This window comes from Pseudomonas sp. S44, assembly GCF_016624805.1.
GTDB classification, from domain to species: Bacteria; Pseudomonadota; Gammaproteobacteria; order Pseudomonadales; family Pseudomonadaceae; genus Aquipseudomonas; species Aquipseudomonas machongensis.
In genome coordinates, this window is record NZ_JACVTY010000004.1 from 63,956 (window position 1) to 80,398 (window position 16,443).

A 16,443-nucleotide genomic window follows, 5' to 3' on the forward strand; every position below is an offset into this window, starting at 1 on the left:
GGCGATTCCTGCTCAGGCCATGACGGGACGAGGGACAGCATTGGCAGCCTGCACGGTTGGCATGCGCGTCAAGCGCAGGGCATTGAGCACCACGATCAGCGAGCTTACCGACATGCCGACCGCCGCCCACACCGGCGTGATCCAGCCCAGCGCGGCAAAGGGCAGCATGAGGCCATTGTACAGCGTTGCCCAGAGCAGGTTCTCGAGGATGTTACGGCGCGTGCGGCGCGCCAGGTCGAAAGCCTGTGCCAGTGCCTGCAGGCGGTTGGACAGCAGCACGGCGTCGGCGCTGGTCTTGGCCAGATCGGTGGCCGAGCCCATGGCGATGCTGATGTCGGCGGCGGCCAGCACCGGCACGTCGTTGACGCCGTCACCGAGCATCAGCACCTTGCGTCCTTCACTCTGCAGGGCCTTGACCCTGGCCAGCTTGTCGTCCGGACGCAGGCCGCCGATGGCCTGGTCGATGCCCAGTTGCGCGGCGACTTCCCCGACCATCGGCGAGCTGTCGCCCGACAGCAGCAAGGTCTGCCACCCGCGCGCCCTGCACGCGGCCAGCAACTCGCTGGCATCGTCACGCAGGCGATCGTCAAGGCTGAACCAGGCCAGGGGGCCCATGCGGTCACCCAGGAGCAGCCACTGCCCGCGTGGCTCTGGTACCGCCGGCACTTCGGCGCCGCTCAGGGCGCAGACGAAGGCGGCCTGCCCGATGCGCAGCCGCTGCTGGTCGACCTGGCCCTCAAGGCCCAGCCCAGGTACGGCCTGGACATCGTCGGCAGGTTCGGCACTGTGGCCGAAGGCACGGGCGATGGGATGTTCCGAGCGGTTCTCCAGGGCGGCTGCCAGGGCCAGGCAGCGGTCAGGCGCAAGGCTGCCCAGCGGGCGGATGCTGCGCAGGGCCAGGCGTCCTTCGGTCAGGGTGCCGGTCTTGTCGAACACCACGGTATCGATCTGGTTCAGCCCTTCGAGCACGTGGCCGCGGGTCACCAGCAGGCCAAGTTTGTGCAGGGTCCCGGTGGCCGTGGTCAGGGCGGTCGGGGTGGCGAGCGAGAGCGCGCAGGGGCAAGTCGCGACCAGCATCGCCAGGACGATCCAGAACGCGCGCTCGGCATCCAGATGCCACCACCACAGGCCGATGGCCAGCGCGGCAGCCAGGCTGAACAACAGGAACCACTGCGAGGCGCGGTCGGCGATCTGCGCCAGTCGTGGCTTTTCCGATTGCGCGCGCTCGAGCAGGCGCACGATGGCCGACAGGCGCGAATCCTGGCCGAGGGCGTCGACCTCTACGGTCAACGCGCTCTCGACGTTGAGCGTGCCACCGGTGACCCGCTCGCCAGCCCGTCGGGCCTGGGGCAGGTATTCACCGGTGAGCAGCGATTCGTCGATGCTCGAACGGCCTTCGAGGATGCGACCGTCAGCGGGAATCACGGCGCCCGGCAGGACCTGCACGTGGTCGCCGCGGACCAGCTCGGCCAGCAGGATGCGTTCGGCACGCCCCTGCTCGTCGAGGCGCAGGCACGAGGCCGGCAGCAGGTTGACCAGTTGCGCGGTAGCCGCTGCCGTGCGTTCGCGGGCGCGCCGCTCCAGGTAGCGGCCGGTGAGCAGGAACAGGGCGAACATGCCCACGGTATCGAAGTACAGCTCGCCGCTGCCGGTGATCGCGGTCCAGATCCCGGCGCCATAGGCCAGGGCAATGGCCAGCGATACCGAGACATCCATTGTCAGATGGCGGGTGCGCAGGTCACGAGCAGCCCCTTTGAAGAACGGTGCGCAGCTGTAGAACACGATCGGCGTGGTCAGGAACAGCGCAACCCAGCGCAGGATGGTGTGCAGTTCGGGCGATAGGTCGATGTTGAATTCCGGCCAGGTCGCCATGGTCGCCATCATCGCCTGGAACCACAGCAGGCCCGCCACGCCCAGGCGTCGCAGCGCCGTGCGGTTTTCCCGGGCCAATTGCTCGGCGGCCTGGTCGGGCTGGTAGGGGTGGGCGGCGTAGCCGATGCCGCGCAGTTCGGCGATCAGCCGCGAGAGCGGCAGTTGCCCGTCGTTCCAGCTGACGTGCAGGCGGTGGTTGGACAGGTTCAGGCGCGCCTCGCCAACGCCTTCGAGATTGCGCAGGTGCTTCTCGATCAGCCAGCCGCAGGCCGCGCAACTGATGCCTTCGATCATCAAGGTGGTTTCGGCCAGGGCGCCCTGGTGCTGCACGAAGTTCTGCTGGACGTCGGCGCGGTCGTACAGCGCCAGTTCGTCCTGCAACTGCCGCGGCAGTGCCTCAGGGTTGGCACTGGTCTCGCTGCGGTGCTGGTAATAGTGCTCGAGCCCGCCTGCGACGATGGCTTCGGCGACTGCCTGGCAGCCAGGGCAGCAGAACTGCCGGGGCTGGCCGAGTACCACAGCGCTGAAGCGGTTGCCGGCGGGGACGGGCAGGGCGCAGTGGTAGCAGGGGGTGGGTTGGGTCATCGGGGTCATGCCTGGCCGTGGGCAACAGCGCAAAACCTGTGGGAGCGGGGGGGGGGGGGGGCCGGGGGGGCGGGGGGGGGCGGGGGGGGGGGGGGGGGGGGCAACAGCGCAAAACCTGTGGGAGCGGGCTTGCCCCGCGATGGCGATCACCTGGGCAACATCATTGCCTGGGCTGACGCTATCGCGGGGCAAGCCCGCTCCCACGGGGTCGGTGCTGTTGCAGCGGTTCATTCTTGATGCTCGGCGCCTTGCAGGGCTTCGTCGCCCAACTGCAAGGTCACGCCATGCTCGACCTTCTCTTCCTCGAACAGGCGCCATACCTGGCCGTTCTCGGTACCCAGCAACTCGACGAAGCGCCGGCCCTCGACCTTGTCGTCGAGCTGACCGACATAGCGCCCGGTTTCGCTACGGGCAAGCTGGACCTTGCGGTCCTTGTCCGGCTGGGTCGGCGAGATCAGGTTCAGCTCCAGGGTCTGTGGATCGCTGTTGCCGGTCAGGCGCAGTTCCACCTCGCCGGTCAGGTCGTCCAGATGCACGCTGGCCTTGAGACCAAGCGTCTGGGCCAGCAGCTCTCGGTCCAGCGAGCGGTTGATGCCTTTGCCTGCCTCGTAGTAGTTGTCGTTGACCAGGTTGTCCGGGTTGCGCACGGCGATGCTGACCATGGTCAGGCTCAGGCACACCGAGGTGGTGAGGATGCCGATGATGATCCAGGGCCAGAGGTGCTTGTACCAGGGGCTGTTGGCGGTGGCGGCAGTCATTGTCGAACGTCTCTCTCAGCGGATCTGTGGGCCGATGAAGCGGCTCTTGGCTTCAACCTGGGTGCCGTTGTCGTCGGCATCCTTGAGGATGAAGGTGATGTCGTTGGTGCTCGAGGGCAGTTTCTCGGGGGCGACCGACAGCTGCACCGGCAGGCTGACGATATCGCCGGCGGCCACGCGGATCTCGCGTTGCCCGGACAGCTGTAGGCCAGGCAGGCCGGCGGCATCGAGCACGTAGACGTGGTCGCGCTGGTCCTTGTTCATCACCTTGAGGCTGTAGACGTTCTCGATCCAGCCTTGGGCGTTCTCGCGGTATAGCACGCGGTCCTTGCTGACGTCGAAGCCGACCAGCGAGCGGGTGGCGAAGGCGGTGGCCAGTGCACCGATCATCACCAGCAGCACCAGGGCGTAGCCAATCAGGCGCGGGCGCAGCATGTGGGTCTTCTGCCCGGAAAGGTTGTGCTCGGTGGTGTAGCTGATCAGCCCGCGCGGGTAGTCCATCTTGTCCATGATGCCGTCGCAGGCGTCGATGCATGCCGCGCAGCCGATGCATTCGATCTGCAGGCCGTCGCGGATGTCGATGCCGGTGGGGCAGACCTGCACGCACATCGTACAGTCGATGCAGTCGCCCAGGCCCTGGGCTTTATAGTCGACGCCTTTCTTGCGCGGGCCACGGGCTTCGCCGCGGCGCGGGTCGTAGGAGACGATCAGCGTGTCCTTGTCGAACATCACGCTCTGGAAGCGCGCGTAGGGGCACATGTACACGCACACCTGTTCGCGCAGCCAGCCGGCGTTGCCATAGGTGGCGAGGGTGAAGAAGCCGACCCAGAAATAGGCCCAGCCATCGGCCTGGCCGGTGAAGAATTCGATGGCCAGTTCGCGGATTGGCGAGAAGTAACCCACGAAGGTCAGGCCGGTGACGAAGCCGATCAGCAGCCACAGGCTGTGCTTGGCCAGCTTGCGCAGGAACTTGTTGCCGCTCATGGGCGCCTTGTCGAGCTTCATGCGCTGGTTGCGGTCGCCCTCGGTGACTTTTTCGCACCACATGAAGATCCAGGTCCACACGCTCTGCGGGCAGGTGTAGCCACACCAGACACGGCCTGCGTACACGGTGATGAAGAACAGGCCGAAGGCGGCGACGATGAGGATGCCCGACAGCAGGATGAAGTCCTGTGGCCAGATGGTGGCGCCGAAGATGTAGAACTTGCGTTCGGGCAGGTTCCACCAGACGGCCTGGTGCCCGCCCCAGTTCAACCATACGGTGCCGAAGTAGAGCAGGAACAGCAATGCGCCGCCGACCATGCGCAACCTGCGGAACACGCCGGTGAAGGCGCGGGTGTAGATTTTCTCTCGGGCGGCGTAGAGGTCGACGGAATCCTTTCCTTTGTTGGCAGGCGGGGTGACGTCATGTACCGGAATCTGCTTGCTCATCATCAAGTCCCACGGCAGTGGAGAAATGCCAGGGCCAGTGCATGCCGGCCGTGGTCGCGCGCCTGTGTTGGCGCTCTGCGGCCCATGATACGCCTGTGATGGCAGGGTAGGGCTTGGCTGCGACGTTTAGTCGCGTTGGGTGGTCGTTTGAATCGTGTTATGGCGAGTGTCAATTGATCCAGGTCAGCCAGTGGTGCATTTGCCGGCCTCATCGCGGGCAAGCCCGCTCCTACAAGTACTGCACCAGCCTTGTGGGGGCGGGCTTGTCCCGCGATGAGGCCAGCCCAGGCTTACTCAGCCGGTTGAGCCGGATCCGCCTGCTGCGACAGGCTGTACACATAGGCCGCCAGCAGGTGCACCTTGTCGTTGCCCTGGATTTCGGCCTGGGCGGGCATCTGCCCCTGACGACCGTAACGAATGGTCTGCTGCAGCTGGGCGAAGCTCGAGCCGTAGATGAACGCCTGCGGGTGAGTCAGGTTGGGTGCGCCCATGGCGGGGGTGCCCTTGCCTTCAGGGCCGTGGCAGGCCACGCAGTTGGCGGCGAAGAGTTTCTGCCCGTTGGCCGCGTCGGCCTTGATGCCCTCGGGCAGGCTGCGCCCGTCCAGGTTGGTCAGCACGAAGGCGGCAACGTCCGCCACGCCCTGCTCGCCGATCACCTCGGCCCAGGCCGGCATCACACCATGACGGCCATTCATGATGGTGGTCTTGATGGTTTCCGGTTCGCCGCCCCAGCGCCAGTCGCTGTCGGTCAGGTTGGGGAAGCCGTACGCTCCCTTGGCGTCCGAACCATGGCACACCGAGCAGTTGGAGGCGAACAGGCGTGCGCCCATCTTGAGGGCCTGCGGATCCTTGGCGACGTCTTCCAGCGGCATGGCCGCGAACTTGGCGAAGATCGGCCCGAAGCGCGCATCGGCCTTGGCCATTTCCTTTTCCCATTCGTGCACGCCGGTCCAGCCCGACTGGCCATTGCTGAATTCGGTCTGCTTGTCGTTATCCAGGTACGTGTAGCCTGGCAGGATGCCTTTCCAGTTGCCCAGGCCCGGATACAGCGCCAGGTAGCCGAGGGCGAATACGATGGTGCCGACGAACAGCCAGAACCACCATTTGGGCAGCGGGTTGTCGTACTCCTCGATACCGTCGAACGCATGGCCGACGGTTTCGTCGGTGATCTCTTCGCGCTGGCCCTTGCGGGTCGACAGCAGCAGCCAGGTCAAGGCGAAGATGGTGCCCAGGGTCAGGACGGTGACGTACAGACTCCAGAAGGTTGTCATTGTTGTTTGCTCCCAGAAGCATTCTTTTGCGCGTGCTCGACATGCCGGCTGGCCTCGGGATCATCCGCGAAGGGCAGTTGCGTGGCCTCGTCGAAATCCTTCTTGCGCCGCGGGCTGAACACCCACAGCGCCAGGCCCACGAAGGCCACCAGCACGACGACGGTGCCCAGGCCGCGAATCATCCCGATATCCATCAGCGTCACCGTTTGCTCTTGATGAGGGTGCCAAGGCCTTGCAGGTACGCCACCAGGGCGTCCATCTCGGTCTTGCCCTTGACCGCATCGCGGGCACCGGCGATATCTTCGTCGGTGTAGGGCGTGCCGAGGGTGCGCAGCACTTCGAGCTTCTTGGCCGTATCCTTGCCATCGAGGTGGTTTTCCACCAGCCATGGGTAAGCGGGCATCTTCGATTCCGGCACCACGTTGCGCGGGTTGTACAGGTGTGCGCGGTGCCAGTCGTCGGAGTAGCGTCCGCCGACGCGGGCCAGGTCCGGGCCGGTGCGCTTGGAGCCCCAGAGGAAGGGGTGGTCCCACACGCTTTCACCGGCCACCGAGTAGTGGCCATAGCGTTCGGTCTCGGCACGGAACGGACGGATCATCTGCGAATGGCAGCCTACGCAGCCTTCGCGGATGTAGATGTCGCGCCCTTCGACCTCCAGCGCGGTGCGCGGCTTCATGCCCTCGACCGGCTTGTTGGTGACGTCCTGGAAGAACAGCGGGACGATTTGCGTCAGGCCGCCGATGCTCACGGCGATGACCATGAAGAAGGCCAGCAGGCCTATGTTCTTCTCGACTGCTTCATGCTTCATCAGTGCGCTCCCACGACGACGATCTTGGCGGCTTCATCGGCCTGCGCCGGATTGGCAGCGCGTACCGTGCGCAGCACGTTGTAGGCCATCAGCAGCATGCCCGAGGCGAAGAAGGCGCCGCCCAGTGCGCGGACGATATAGCCCGGATGGCTGGCCTGCAGCGCTTCGACGAAGGAGTAGGTGAGGGTGCCGTCATCGTTGATCGCGCGCCACATCAGGCCTTGGGTAATGCCGTTGACCCACATCGAGGCGATGTACAGCACGGTGCCGATGGTCGCCAGCCAGAAGTGCGCGTTGATCAGGCCGACGCTGTGCATCTGCTCGCGGCCGTACAGCTTCGGAATCATGTGGTAAACCGCGCCGATGGAGATCATCGCCACCCAGCCCAGGGCGCCGGCGTGGACGTGGCCGATGGTCCAGTCGGTGTAGTGCGACAGCGAGTTGACCGTCTTGATCGCCATCATCGGCCCTTCGAAGGTCGACATGCCGTAGAACGCCAGCGACACCACCAGGAAGCGCAGGATCGGGTCGGTGCGCAGTTTGTGCCAGGCACCGGAGAGGGTCATCATGCCGTTGATCATGCCGCCCCAGCTCGGGGCCAGGAGAATGATCGACATCACCATGCCCAGCGACTGCGCCCAGTCGGGCAGGGCGGTGTAGTGCAGGTGGTGGGGGCCGGCCCAGATGTACAGGGTGATCAGCGCCCAGAAATGCACGATCGACAGGCGGTAGGAGTAGATCGGACGTTCGGCCTGCTTGGGCACGAAGTAGTACATCATCCCCAGGAAGCCAGTGGTAAGGAAGAAGCCCACGGCGTTGTGGCCATACCACCACTGGATCATCGCATCAGTGGCACCGGCGTAGGCCGAATACGACTTGAACAGGCTGACCGGCAGCGAGATGTGGTTGACGATGTGCAGCATCGCGGTGACCACGATGAAGGCGCCGTAGAACCAGTTGCCCACGTAGATGTGCTTGGTCTTGCGCTTGACGATGGTGCCGAAGAACACCACTGCGTAGGTGACCCAGACGATGGCCAGCAGGATTGCGATGGGCCATTCGAGCTCGGCGTATTCCTTGGTGGTGGTGTAGCCCATCGGCAGGGTGATCAGCGCGCCGAGGATCACCGCCTGCCAGCCCCAGAAGGTGAAGGCGGCCATGCCGTCGGAGATCAGCCGGGTCTGGCAGGTGCGCTGCACCACGTAGTAGCTGGTGCCGAACAGTGCACAGCCGCCGAAGGCGAAGATCACCAGGTTGGTGTGCAGCGGTCGCAGGCGTCCGAAGCTGGTCCAGGGCAGGTCGAAGTTGAGCTGCGGCCACACCAGCTGCGATGCGATAAAGACGCCGAGGCCCATGCCAAGGATCCCCCAGACCACCGTCATGATGGCGAACTGGCGGACGACCTTATAGTTATAAGCAGTCGGACTGATTGCTGTGCTCATGCTAAGGTTCCACGGTTTAGGTGTTCTTGTTGGTGGAAAAATCGGCGCCAGTCTCGATAGCCGCAATGGCTATGGCAACGCAAGGTACCCTGCGCCGACCCGTGTCCATACCCTTCCCACCACCGTCCCGTGGCGTTTCGGGTCGAACGATTGTACACAAATAAATATCTGTAATGTGTACCGTTTTTCACCTTTTTCTGATCGATCGGTCAAGCTTTTTTTTCGATGTCTTTTTAACGCGCGGCGTCAGGCAATGCGCCGCGTCGAGGCCATCGCTGCAACGCGCGGCCACTGTGGCAACAAGCTTAGTTCCGTTCGGAGGGGGTGCAAGGGAGGGGGAGCGGCGCGCCCCTGTGGGAGGGCGAGTCGCCGCTCCCACAGGAGGGTTTTGCGGGGTATTACTGGGCTGTCAGCGTTTCAGCGTTTTCATCATGGGACAGGCTGTACACGTAAGCCGCCAGCAGGTGCACCTTGTCGCTGCCCTGGATCTCGGCCTGGGCCGGCATCTGGCCTTGGCGACCATAGCGGATGGTCTGCTGCAACTGGGCGAAGCTCGAACCGTAGATGAACGCCTGCGGGTGAGTCAGGTCGGGTGCGCCCATGGCGGGGGTGCCCTTGCCTTCCGGCCCATGGCAGGCCACGCAGTTGCTGGCGAAGATCTCCTTGCCCTTGGCCACGTCGGCCTTGGCCCCTTCAGGCAGGCTGCGGCCATCGAGGTTGGTGAGCACGAAACCTGCGACATCCGCCACGCCCTGTTCGCCGATGACCTCGGCCCAGCCTGGCATCACGCCATGGCGGCCGTTCATGATCGAGGCCTTGATGGTCTCGGGTTCACCGCCCCAGCGCCAGTCCTTGTCAGTCAGGTTGGGGAAACCATAGGCCCCTTTGGCGTCCGAGCCATGGCACACCGAGCAGTTGGAGGCGAACAGGCGTGCGCCCATCTTCAATGCCTGCGGATCCTTGGCCACTTCCTCCACCGGCATGGCGGCGAACTTGGCGAAGATCGGCCCGAAGCGGGCGTCGGCCTTGTCCATTTCTTTCTGCCATTCGTTGACCTGGGTCCAGCCATTCTCGTAGCCAGGCAGGATGCCTTTCCAGTTGCCCAGGCCCGGGTAGAGGATCAGGTAGCCGACCGAGAACACCAGGGTGCCGACGAACAGCCAGAACCACCATTTGGGCAGCGGGTTGTCGTACTCCTCGATGCCGTCGAAGCTATGGCCCATGGTCTGGTCGGTGGTGTTGTTGCTCTGGCCCTTGCGGGTGCCGAGCAGCAACCAGGTCAGGCCGATCAGGCTGCCGATGGTCAGTACGCTGATGTACGTACTCCAGAAGGTGGTCATTGCCCGTTACTCCTCATGGCAGGTTCCTGCCCGGCAGGGGGCAGGCGGTCGTCGTCGAAGGGCAGCAGGCGCGCTTCGGCGAAATCACGGTCGCGGCGGCGGTTGAACACCCAGAGCGACAGGCCGATGAAGGCGATCATCACCACCAGGGTGCCGAGGCCGCGGATCATGCCGATGTCGAATTCCATCGTGCTTACCTCTTGTTCTTGATCGAGGTGCCCAGCACCTGCAGGTAGGCGACCAGCGCATCCATCTCGGTCTTGCCCTTGACTGCGTCGCGGGCACCGGCGATGTCTTCGTCGGTGTAGGGCACGCCGAGGGTGCGCAATACGCGCAGCTTGGTGTCGGTGTGGCTGTTGTCGACCGGCTGTGCGACCAGCCACGGGTAGGCCGGCATCTTCGATTCCGGTACCACGTTGCGCGGGTTGTACAGATGCGCGCGGTGCCAGTCGTCGGAGTAGCGTGCGCCGACGCGGGCCAGGTCCGGGCCGGTGCGCTTGGAGCCCCAGAGGAAGGGGTGGTCCCACACGCTTTCACCGGCCACCGAGTAGTGGCCATAGCGTTCGGTCTCGGCGCGGAATGGGCGGATCATCTGCGAATGGCAGCCCACGCAGCCTTCGCGGATGTAGATGTCGCGGCCTTCCAGTTGCAGCGCGGTGTAGGGCTTCATGCCCTCGACCGGCTTGTTGGTGACGTCCTGGAAGAACAGCGGGACGATCTGCGTCAAGCCGCCGATGCTGACGGCGAACACCATCAGCAAGGCCAGCAGCCCGACGTTTTTCTCGATGACTTCATGTTTCATCAGGCGTGTCTCCTCAAGCCAGCTGGGCGTTCGCAGGGGCGGCGTCAAGCGCTGGCGAACGTACGGTGCGCCAGGTGTTCCAGGCCATCAGGAACATGCCGCTGAGGAAGATCGCCCCGCCGACGAAGCGCACGATGAAGCCGGGGTGGCTGGCCACCAGGGTTTCGACGAACGAGTAGGTGAGCGTGCCGTCGCTGTTGACCGCACGCCACATCAGGCCCTGGGCGATGCCGTTGACCCACATCGAGGCGATGTAGAGCACGGTGCCGATGGTTGCCAGCCAGAAGTGCGCGTTGATCAGGCCGATGCTGTGCATCTGCTGCTTGCCGAACACCTTCGGAATGGTGTGGTACAGCGCGCCGATGGAGATCATCGCCACCCAGCCCAGGGCGCCGGCGTGGACGTGGCCGATGGTCCAGTCGGTGTAGTGGGAGAGGGCGTTGACGGTCTTGATCGCCATCATCGGGCCTTCGAAGGTCGACATGCCGTAGAACGCCAGCGACACCACGAGGAAGCGCAGGATCGGGTCGCTGCGCAGTTTGTGCCAGGCACCGGAGAGGGTCATCATGCCGTTGATCATCCCGCCCCAGCTCGGTGCGAGCAGGATCAGCGACATGATCATGCCCAGTGACTGGGCCCAGTCGGGCAGGGCGGTGTAGTGCAGGTGGTGCGGGCCGGCCCAGATGTACAGGGTGATCAGCGCCCAGAAGTGCACGATCGACAGGCGATAGGAATACACCGGACGCTCGGCCTGCTTGGGCACGTAGTAGTACATCATCCCCAGGAAGCCTGCGGTCAGGAAGAAGCCTACGGCGTTGTGGCCGTACCACCACTGCACCATGGCGTCGGTGGCCCCGGCGTAGACCGAGTATGACTTGGTCAGGCTGACTGGCATCTCCAGGTTGTTGACGATGTGCAGGATCGCCACGGTGAGGATGAAGGCACCGAAGAACCAGTTGCCCACGTAGATGTGCTTGGTGGTGCGCTTCATCAGCGTGCCGAAGAACACGATGGCGTAGCAGACCCAGACGATGGTGATCAGGATGTCGATCGGCCATTCCAGTTCGGCGTATTCCTTGGAGCTGGTGTAGCCCAGTGGCAGGCTGATCGCTGCCAGCAGGATCACCAGTTGCCAGCCCCAGAAGGTAAAGGCCGCCAGTTTTGGCGCGAAGAGGATGGTCTGGCAGGTACGCTGCACCGAATAATACGAGGTGGCGAACAGGGCACAGCCACCGAAGGCGAAGATCACCGCGTTGGTGTGCAGCGGTCGCAGACGACCGAAGCTGGTCCACGGAAGGTCGAAGTTGAGGCTCGGCCAGACGAGTTGCGCGGCGATGAAGACGCCGAGCCCCATGCCGACGATGCCCCACACCACCGTCATGAGGGCGAATTGGCGGACCACCTTGTAGTTGTAGGCGGTACTGCTGGTTGTGTTCATGTATGGGTTCCCATCCACGGTTATAGGCAGGCTAAACAGCGAGGCAAGCATGAAAGATGGGCAATGTGCCGGTATTGACGGGGATCAATGGGCCCAAGTGGGAAATGTCCCAGGCTTGCGCGTCGATCCGCCGCAAATCCGGGGCGATCAGGGGCGTTCCTGCAGCCTGATCCTGGCCCACGGCGCCGGTGCGCCGATGGACAGCGCGTTCATGGACGAGATCGCGCAAAGGCTGGCGGGGCTTGGGGTCGGGGTGATCCGCTTCGAATTTCCCTACATGGCCGAGCGCCGGATAAACGGCGGCAAGCGTCCGCCCAATCCGCAGAAGGTGCTGCTCGAGTGCTGGCGCGAGGTGTATGGGCAGGTGCGACCATTGGTCACGGGCACCTTGGCCATCGGCGGCAAGTCGATGGGCGGGCGCATGGCCAGTTTGCTGGCCGATGAGCTGGAGGTCGATGCGCTGGTGTGCCTGGGGTATCCGTTCTATGCCGTGGGCAAGCCGGAGAAGCCGCGGGTCGAGCATCTGGCCGAGCTGAAGACGCCGACGCTCATCGTCCAGGGCGAGCGGGATGCGCTGGGGAATCGGGAGGCGGTGCGAGGGTATGCGCTGTCACCGGCGATCGAGGTGAACTGGCTGGTGGCGGGGGATCATGATCTGAAGCCGCTGAAAGCTTCAGGGTTCAGCCATGAGCAGCATCTGCAGGCGGCGGCTGAGAAGGTGGCGGGGTTTCTGAAGGGTTAGCGCTGGATTCTTCGCGGGCAAGCCCGCGAAGAGCCTGATGCTTAGTCGCGATACTCGCACAGGTAGGCGGTATCGACCTTGACCTGCAGCTGGAACTTGCTGTCGGCAGGTACATTGAATTTGTCGCCAGCGTTGAAGGTTTCCCAGTTGTCGCTGCCTGGCAGCTTGACGATCAGGGCGCCGGAGACCACGTGCATGATCTCGCGCTTGGCGGTGCCGAACTCGTATTCGCCCGGGGCCATCACGCCCACGGTGGCCGGACCTTCTTCGCCTGCGAAGGCGATCGACTTGACGGTGCCGTTGAAGTACTCGTTGACCTGGAACATGGGCGACTCCTGAACAGAAGGGCTGAAAAAAGGCTGGCCAGTATGCCCAAGCCCTGCGCGGCCGTCATCTGCTTTCAGGTGAGGCTCAAGGGCAGCAACCGCGCTGTATTGCGTGCATCCTCCAGCGCCCGGTGCTGCTGGCCGACGAACTGCATGCCCGCCAGTTGCAGCGCACCATTCAGGCCGGTGGGGCGCTGCAGGTGGCGGGCCTTGGCGAAGCGCTGCTTGAGGTTGATGTGCGGCAGCTGCGCCAGCAGGCTGCTGACCTGATGCTGCTGCCATTCCTGCAACAACTGCTGGCGGTCGTAGTCGCCCCAGCTGACCCAGGCCTGCAATTGCGCCTGGTGATGACCCAGCCAGCGCTCGAACTGCGCCCAGATTTCGGCGAACGGCGCCGCGCTGTCGATACTGGCCTGGCCGATGTGCGTCAGCTCGCGGCAGAACGGTGTCAACTGCGGACGCCGCCGCGGCTTGACGAAGCGCTGGAAGTGATCGACCTCGCGGCCTTCGCGGGTGACCAGGCTTGCGCCGATTTCAATGATTTCCATCTCGGTGACCGGCCAGCCACCGTCGTCGGTCGTGGCTTCCAGGTCGATGACCAGCCAATGGCCCATACCAGGCTCCCTTGCAAGACGCTGTGGTCCGCGGCGTCAGGCATGGGCCAGGGCCGCGGGCCCTTAGGGTCTGTCTGAGATGTATCTGCACTCGCGCAGACACATTTCAGACAGACCCTAGAGCGTAGCCAATCCAGAACCCTTACGGCATCCCCTGGCATAATGCCGCTATTTTGGCATAACCAGCGGTTGTACCCTGACAGGAAAACGCCTAGCTTAGGCGCATCAAGGTCCACCCCCGTGATTTGAGTGCCTCACTTGACGCCACTGCCCGCCCTCAAGGCCCTGTCATCCCTGATGATGCTCGCTGCACTGTGGCTGGCGGGCTCGGCCTGTGCCGCCGAAATGGTGGAGGTGCGGATCGGGGCCGCGCATTTTCCGCCTTATACGGTGCGTCCGGAGCAGGGTGCCGATACGGGCCTGTTGCCGCAGCTCGCCGAGGCACTGAACCAGCTCCAGGCCGGTTACCGTTTCGTTCTGGTGCCGACCTCGATCCCGCGTCGTTTTGGTGATTTCCAGCAGGGGCGCACCGACATGGCGATCTTCGAGAACCCGCAATGGGGTTGGCAGCAGATCCCACATACGGTAGTCGACATGGGTCTGGAAGATGCCGAGATCTTCGTCGCCCATCGTCAGGCAGGGCGTGATCAGCATTATTTCGATGACCTCAAAGGCAAGCGCCTGGCGTTGTTCAATGGCTATCACTACGCGTTTGCCGATTTCAATCCCGACCCTGAGTACTTGAAGAAGACCTTCCGGGCCATCCTCTCCTATTCCCACGACAGCAACCTGTCGATGGTGCAACGCGAGCGTGCGGACATTGCCCTGGTGACCCGCTCGTACCTGAGTGACTACCTCAAGCGCAACCCGGCCAAGGGCGGCGAGCTGATGGCCTCGGATCGGGTCGATCAGGTCTACCATCACTACGCGCTACTGCGTCCTGGCGCGCCGATCCGCGCCGAAGTCTTCACCCAGTTGATGCAGCGCCTGCGCGACAGCGGTGAGCTGGCAGCGCTTTTCGGCCCTTATCGGATCACCGTGCAAACGCCGAACAATTAAATTCGCGGGCTGCGATCACGTTCAGACACTTGAGTGTGATTCCTTTTTTCCGTGAGCCATGACCATGCCTTTCGACGCTGCTTCGACGCCGCTTTCCCTTCCTCGATGGCACAGCCTGCAAGGCGACGAGACCGGTTCCCGGTTGAGTCTGACCCTGGAGGGGCGCCCGCTGATCCAGGTACGCCTGGTGCCCGCCGACCCTGTGCAGGTTCACCTGGAAACCGTCTGCACGGATCGCGGCGCCCAGGCCCTGTGGGCTGCCTGCTACTGGCTGCTGTCGCGCGATCCCGCCTGCCAGCGCCTGGCCTGGCATGTGCCGAAGGCGCCAGCGTGGGTACCGTCGTTGCTGGCGAGCGGCCTGCTGGTGCCCAGCGAGCAAGCGCACGTGTTGATCTGCGAGCGAGCGCTGTTCTGGCAGTTGCCGCAGCCCTGGCTTGGCGAGGTACAGAGCGGTGTCTACCCGCAGCAGATGCAGATCAGCAACGGCAAGCGCCATCCACGCCGCCCACCCAAACCCCGGGGCGAGGTGTATCGCCGTTTCGATGTGCGCCTGGGGGCGTGGGTGTCGCTACGCACCCTGGAAGTCGAGCAGGACCTGGCGCGTTTCAACCGTTGGCAGAACGAGCCCCGGGTCGCGCACTTCTGGCAGGAACAGGGCAGCCTGGAGCAGCACCGCGAATACCTGAGCAAGCTCGAGGCAGACCCGCACACCCTGACACTCATCGGCTGTTTCGACGATGAGCCGTTCGCCTACTTCGAAGCCTACTGGGCCAAGGAAGACCGCATCGCGCCGTTCTATCCGGCCGACGACTACGACCGCGGTATCCATATGCTCGTGGGCGAACAGGCGCATCGTGGCCCGCACAAGGTGGCGAGCTGGATGTCGGCGCTGGTGCACTACCTGTTCCTCGACGACCCGCGCACCCAGCGCGTCGTCGCCGAGCCGCGCGCCGACAACGGCAAGATGATCGGCTACATGCACGATCAGTGCTTCCACTGCGACAAAGAGTTCGATTTCCCGCACAAGCGGGCGGCGCTGATGATCCTGGGGCGTGAGCGTTTCTTCGATCGTTGCACGCTGGTCTAGCGGCGCGCAGGGCGTGGGCCGCTGTGCGGCCCGATCACGCTGACAGGTGCCGTGCGATGCGCGCGGTACCTGTGAGGCGGTCAGCCCTCGGCCTGGCGGCTGTTCTTGCGGCAGTGGATCAGCGCGTCGCGGATCATGAAGTTGACCAGCGTTGGCGAGACCCCGAGCTCCTTGGCGATGTCTTTTTGCGGCACGCCGTGCAGGCGGTACATCTCGAACGCGTAGCGAGTGCGCTGGGGCAGCTCGTTGAGCGCTTCGGCGATGTGCTCGAGGGTCGCCAGGTTGATGTGGGTGGCTTCTGGCGAGGCATTCTGGATCACCACGTTCATGCCTTCTTCCTCGCTGCCCGAGTACTTCAGCTCCATCGCCTGCTTGCGGTAGTGGTCGATGGCCAGGTTGCGCACGATCTGGAACAGGTAGCTGAGCTGGGCCTTGAACGATGACGTGATCTGCGGCGCGGAACCGAGCCGGAAGAAGGCATCCTGCACCACATCCTCGGCGCGCGACCGACAGCCCGTGATACGGGCGGCAATCTTGACGAGGATGCTGCGATTGTCGACGAACGCCTGGAGTAATGGTGAATCGCACTTACTTGTGGATAGTTGTTCCGCCATGGAAATCACCTTGTCTCTGTGAGGAAAGGGAGCACACCGATTGGTCATGCTTCCTACGACGTGCGACAAACTATTCAGAATGATAATGATTGTCAAATACAGAAGTAAGTGAGTCTCTATTCGATTGTGGTCTAAGCTGCACGCCCCCCATGACCACTGTGTGAACGTCGTTCGCAGGCCCGCGACGTTTCTAATTATTTCTCCGGCCCATCCGTTCCCCTGTGTACATCCGGCCGCCGACTGCCGCCCGCCCG

Annotated in this window: 17 protein-coding genes; 3 read left to right on the forward strand and 14 right to left on the reverse strand. The window is 63.8% G+C overall.

Annotated elements, in window-relative coordinates; translation table 11 throughout:
- Window positions 1–12 precede the first annotated feature (12 nt).
- The 11 genes from IAE40_RS05455 to ccoN (IAE40_RS05505) form a co-directional block, all read right to left on the reverse strand.
- Complete coding sequence (locus tag IAE40_RS05455) at window positions 13–2,457, reverse strand: heavy metal translocating P-type ATPase (RefSeq protein ID WP_200602793.1); 2,445 nt, start codon at window positions 2,455–2,457, stop codon at window positions 13–15.
- A gap of 227 nt (window positions 2,458–2,684) precedes the next feature.
- A complete protein-coding gene (locus IAE40_RS05460) occupies window positions 2,685–3,215 on the reverse strand; it encodes a FixH family protein (protein ID WP_054894763.1) in 531 nt (176 codons plus the stop codon).
- Window positions 3,216–3,230: 15 nt separating this feature from the next.
- Complete coding sequence (ccoG, locus tag IAE40_RS05465; RefSeq protein WP_151925603.1) at window positions 3,231–4,646, reverse strand: cytochrome c oxidase accessory protein CcoG; 1,416 nt, start codon at window positions 4,644–4,646, stop codon at window positions 3,231–3,233.
- Between the two features lie 290 nt (window positions 4,647–4,936).
- On the reverse strand, window positions 4,937–5,917 hold the full coding sequence (gene ccoP / locus IAE40_RS05470) for a cytochrome-c oxidase, cbb3-type subunit III (protein WP_197891584.1): 981 nt from the start codon (window positions 5,915–5,917) through the stop codon (window positions 4,937–4,939).
- Window positions 5,914–6,111: a CcoQ/FixQ family Cbb3-type cytochrome c oxidase assembly chaperone gene (locus tag IAE40_RS05475; RefSeq protein ID WP_054894780.1), complete on the reverse strand. Its 198-nt coding sequence runs from the start codon at window positions 6,109–6,111 to the stop codon at window positions 5,914–5,916. The genes ccoP (IAE40_RS05470) and IAE40_RS05475 overlap by 4 nt, the downstream gene beginning before the upstream one ends.
- 5 nt (window positions 6,112–6,116) lie before the next feature.
- Entirely contained in the window at window positions 6,117–6,725 is a 609-nt protein-coding gene (ccoO, locus tag IAE40_RS05480; protein WP_054894766.1) for a cytochrome-c oxidase, cbb3-type subunit II, read from the reverse strand.
- Window positions 6,725–8,167 (reverse strand): cytochrome-c oxidase, cbb3-type subunit I, encoded by a 1,443-nt coding sequence (gene ccoN / locus IAE40_RS05485; protein ID WP_054894767.1) that lies wholly within the window; start codon window positions 8,165–8,167, stop codon window positions 6,725–6,727. Before ccoN (IAE40_RS05485) ends, ccoO (IAE40_RS05480) begins: the two co-directional genes overlap by 1 nt.
- Before the next feature lie 398 nt (window positions 8,168–8,565).
- A complete protein-coding gene (gene ccoP, locus IAE40_RS05490) occupies window positions 8,566–9,507 on the reverse strand; it encodes a cytochrome-c oxidase, cbb3-type subunit III (RefSeq protein ID WP_197891586.1) in 942 nt (313 codons plus the stop codon).
- Window positions 9,504–9,695 (reverse strand): cbb3-type cytochrome oxidase subunit 3, encoded by a 192-nt coding sequence (locus IAE40_RS05495; RefSeq protein ID WP_054894769.1) that lies wholly within the window; start codon window positions 9,693–9,695, stop codon window positions 9,504–9,506. Before IAE40_RS05495 ends, ccoP (IAE40_RS05490) begins: the two co-directional genes overlap by 4 nt.
- A 5-nt stretch (window positions 9,696–9,700) precedes the next feature.
- A complete protein-coding gene (gene ccoO / locus IAE40_RS05500) occupies window positions 9,701–10,309 on the reverse strand; it encodes a cytochrome-c oxidase, cbb3-type subunit II (protein ID WP_054894770.1) in 609 nt (202 codons plus the stop codon).
- A gap of 13 nt (window positions 10,310–10,322) precedes the next feature.
- Window positions 10,323–11,747, reverse strand: coding sequence for a cytochrome-c oxidase, cbb3-type subunit I (gene ccoN / locus IAE40_RS05505; protein ID WP_063545645.1), 1,425 nt, complete (start codon window positions 11,745–11,747; stop codon window positions 10,323–10,325).
- A gap of 49 nt (window positions 11,748–11,796) precedes the next feature.
- Between ccoN (IAE40_RS05505) and IAE40_RS05510 the strand changes: the two genes are divergently transcribed.
- Complete coding sequence (locus IAE40_RS05510; protein ID WP_200602794.1) at window positions 11,797–12,489, forward strand: alpha/beta family hydrolase; 693 nt, start codon at window positions 11,797–11,799, stop codon at window positions 12,487–12,489.
- A gap of 41 nt (window positions 12,490–12,530) precedes the next feature.
- Here IAE40_RS05510 and ppnP read toward each other — a convergent pair whose 3' ends face one another.
- A complete protein-coding gene (gene ppnP / locus IAE40_RS05515) occupies window positions 12,531–12,815 on the reverse strand; it encodes a pyrimidine/purine nucleoside phosphorylase (protein ID WP_054894773.1) in 285 nt (94 codons plus the stop codon).
- Between the two features lie 74 nt (window positions 12,816–12,889).
- Entirely contained in the window at window positions 12,890–13,429 is a 540-nt protein-coding gene (locus IAE40_RS05520; protein ID WP_063545644.1) for an exonuclease domain-containing protein, read from the reverse strand.
- Between the two features lie 258 nt (window positions 13,430–13,687).
- Between IAE40_RS05520 and IAE40_RS05525 the strand changes: the two genes are divergently transcribed.
- Window positions 13,688–14,488: a substrate-binding periplasmic protein gene (locus IAE40_RS05525; RefSeq protein ID WP_197891592.1), complete on the forward strand. Its 801-nt coding sequence runs from the start codon at window positions 13,688–13,690 to the stop codon at window positions 14,486–14,488.
- Window positions 14,489–14,552: 64 nt separating this feature from the next.
- Entirely contained in the window at window positions 14,553–15,575 is a 1,023-nt protein-coding gene (locus tag IAE40_RS05530) for a GNAT family N-acetyltransferase (RefSeq protein WP_200602795.1), read from the forward strand.
- 80 nt (window positions 15,576–15,655) lie between these two features.
- On the opposite strand, the gene IAE40_RS05535 is transcribed toward IAE40_RS05530, so the two are convergent.
- A complete protein-coding gene (locus IAE40_RS05535) occupies window positions 15,656–16,189 on the reverse strand; it encodes an RNA polymerase factor sigma-70 (protein WP_054894776.1) in 534 nt (177 codons plus the stop codon).
- Window positions 16,190–16,443: the final 254 nt, after the last annotated feature.

Excerpts from the sequence above, each read along its gene's own strand:
- IAE40_RS05455 (WP_200602793.1), bottom strand. The coding sequence starts at position 2,457 with ATGACCCAACCCACCCCCTGCTACCACTGCGCCCTGCCCGTCCCCGCC.
- IAE40_RS05460 (WP_054894763.1), bottom strand. The coding sequence starts at position 3,215 with ATGACTGCCGCCACCGCCAACAGCCCCTGGTACAAGCACCTCTGGCCC.
- ccoG (WP_151925603.1), bottom strand. The coding sequence starts at position 4,646 with ATGAGCAAGCAGATTCCGGTACATGACGTCACCCCGCCTGCCAACAAA.
- ccoP (WP_197891584.1), bottom strand. The coding sequence starts at position 5,917 with ATGACAACCTTCTGGAGTCTGTACGTCACCGTCCTGACCCTGGGCACC.
- IAE40_RS05475 (WP_054894780.1), bottom strand. The coding sequence starts at position 6,111 with ATGGATATCGGGATGATTCGCGGCCTGGGCACCGTCGTCGTGCTGGTG.
- ccoO (WP_054894766.1), bottom strand. The coding sequence starts at position 6,725 with ATGAAGCATGAAGCAGTCGAGAAGAACATAGGCCTGCTGGCCTTCTTC.
- ccoN (WP_054894767.1), bottom strand. The coding sequence starts at position 8,167 with ATGAGCACAGCAATCAGTCCGACTGCTTATAACTATAAGGTCGTCCGC.
- ccoP (WP_197891586.1), bottom strand. The coding sequence starts at position 9,507 with ATGACCACCTTCTGGAGTACGTACATCAGCGTACTGACCATCGGCAGC.
- IAE40_RS05495 (WP_054894769.1), bottom strand. The coding sequence starts at position 9,695 with ATGGAATTCGACATCGGCATGATCCGCGGCCTCGGCACCCTGGTGGTG.
- ccoO (WP_054894770.1), bottom strand. The coding sequence starts at position 10,309 with ATGAAACATGAAGTCATCGAGAAAAACGTCGGGCTGCTGGCCTTGCTG.
- ccoN (WP_063545645.1), bottom strand. The coding sequence starts at position 11,747 with ATGAACACAACCAGCAGTACCGCCTACAACTACAAGGTGGTCCGCCAA.
- IAE40_RS05510 (WP_200602794.1), top strand. The coding sequence starts at position 11,797 with ATGAAAGATGGGCAATGTGCCGGTATTGACGGGGATCAATGGGCCCAA.
- ppnP (WP_054894773.1), bottom strand. The coding sequence starts at position 12,815 with ATGTTCCAGGTCAACGAGTACTTCAACGGCACCGTCAAGTCGATCGCC.
- IAE40_RS05520 (WP_063545644.1), bottom strand. The coding sequence starts at position 13,429 with ATGGGCCATTGGCTGGTCATCGACCTGGAAGCCACGACCGACGACGGT.
- IAE40_RS05530 (WP_200602795.1), top strand. The coding sequence starts at position 14,553 with ATGCCTTTCGACGCTGCTTCGACGCCGCTTTCCCTTCCTCGATGGCAC.
- IAE40_RS05535 (WP_054894776.1), bottom strand. The coding sequence starts at position 16,189 with ATGGCGGAACAACTATCCACAAGTAAGTGCGATTCACCATTACTCCAG.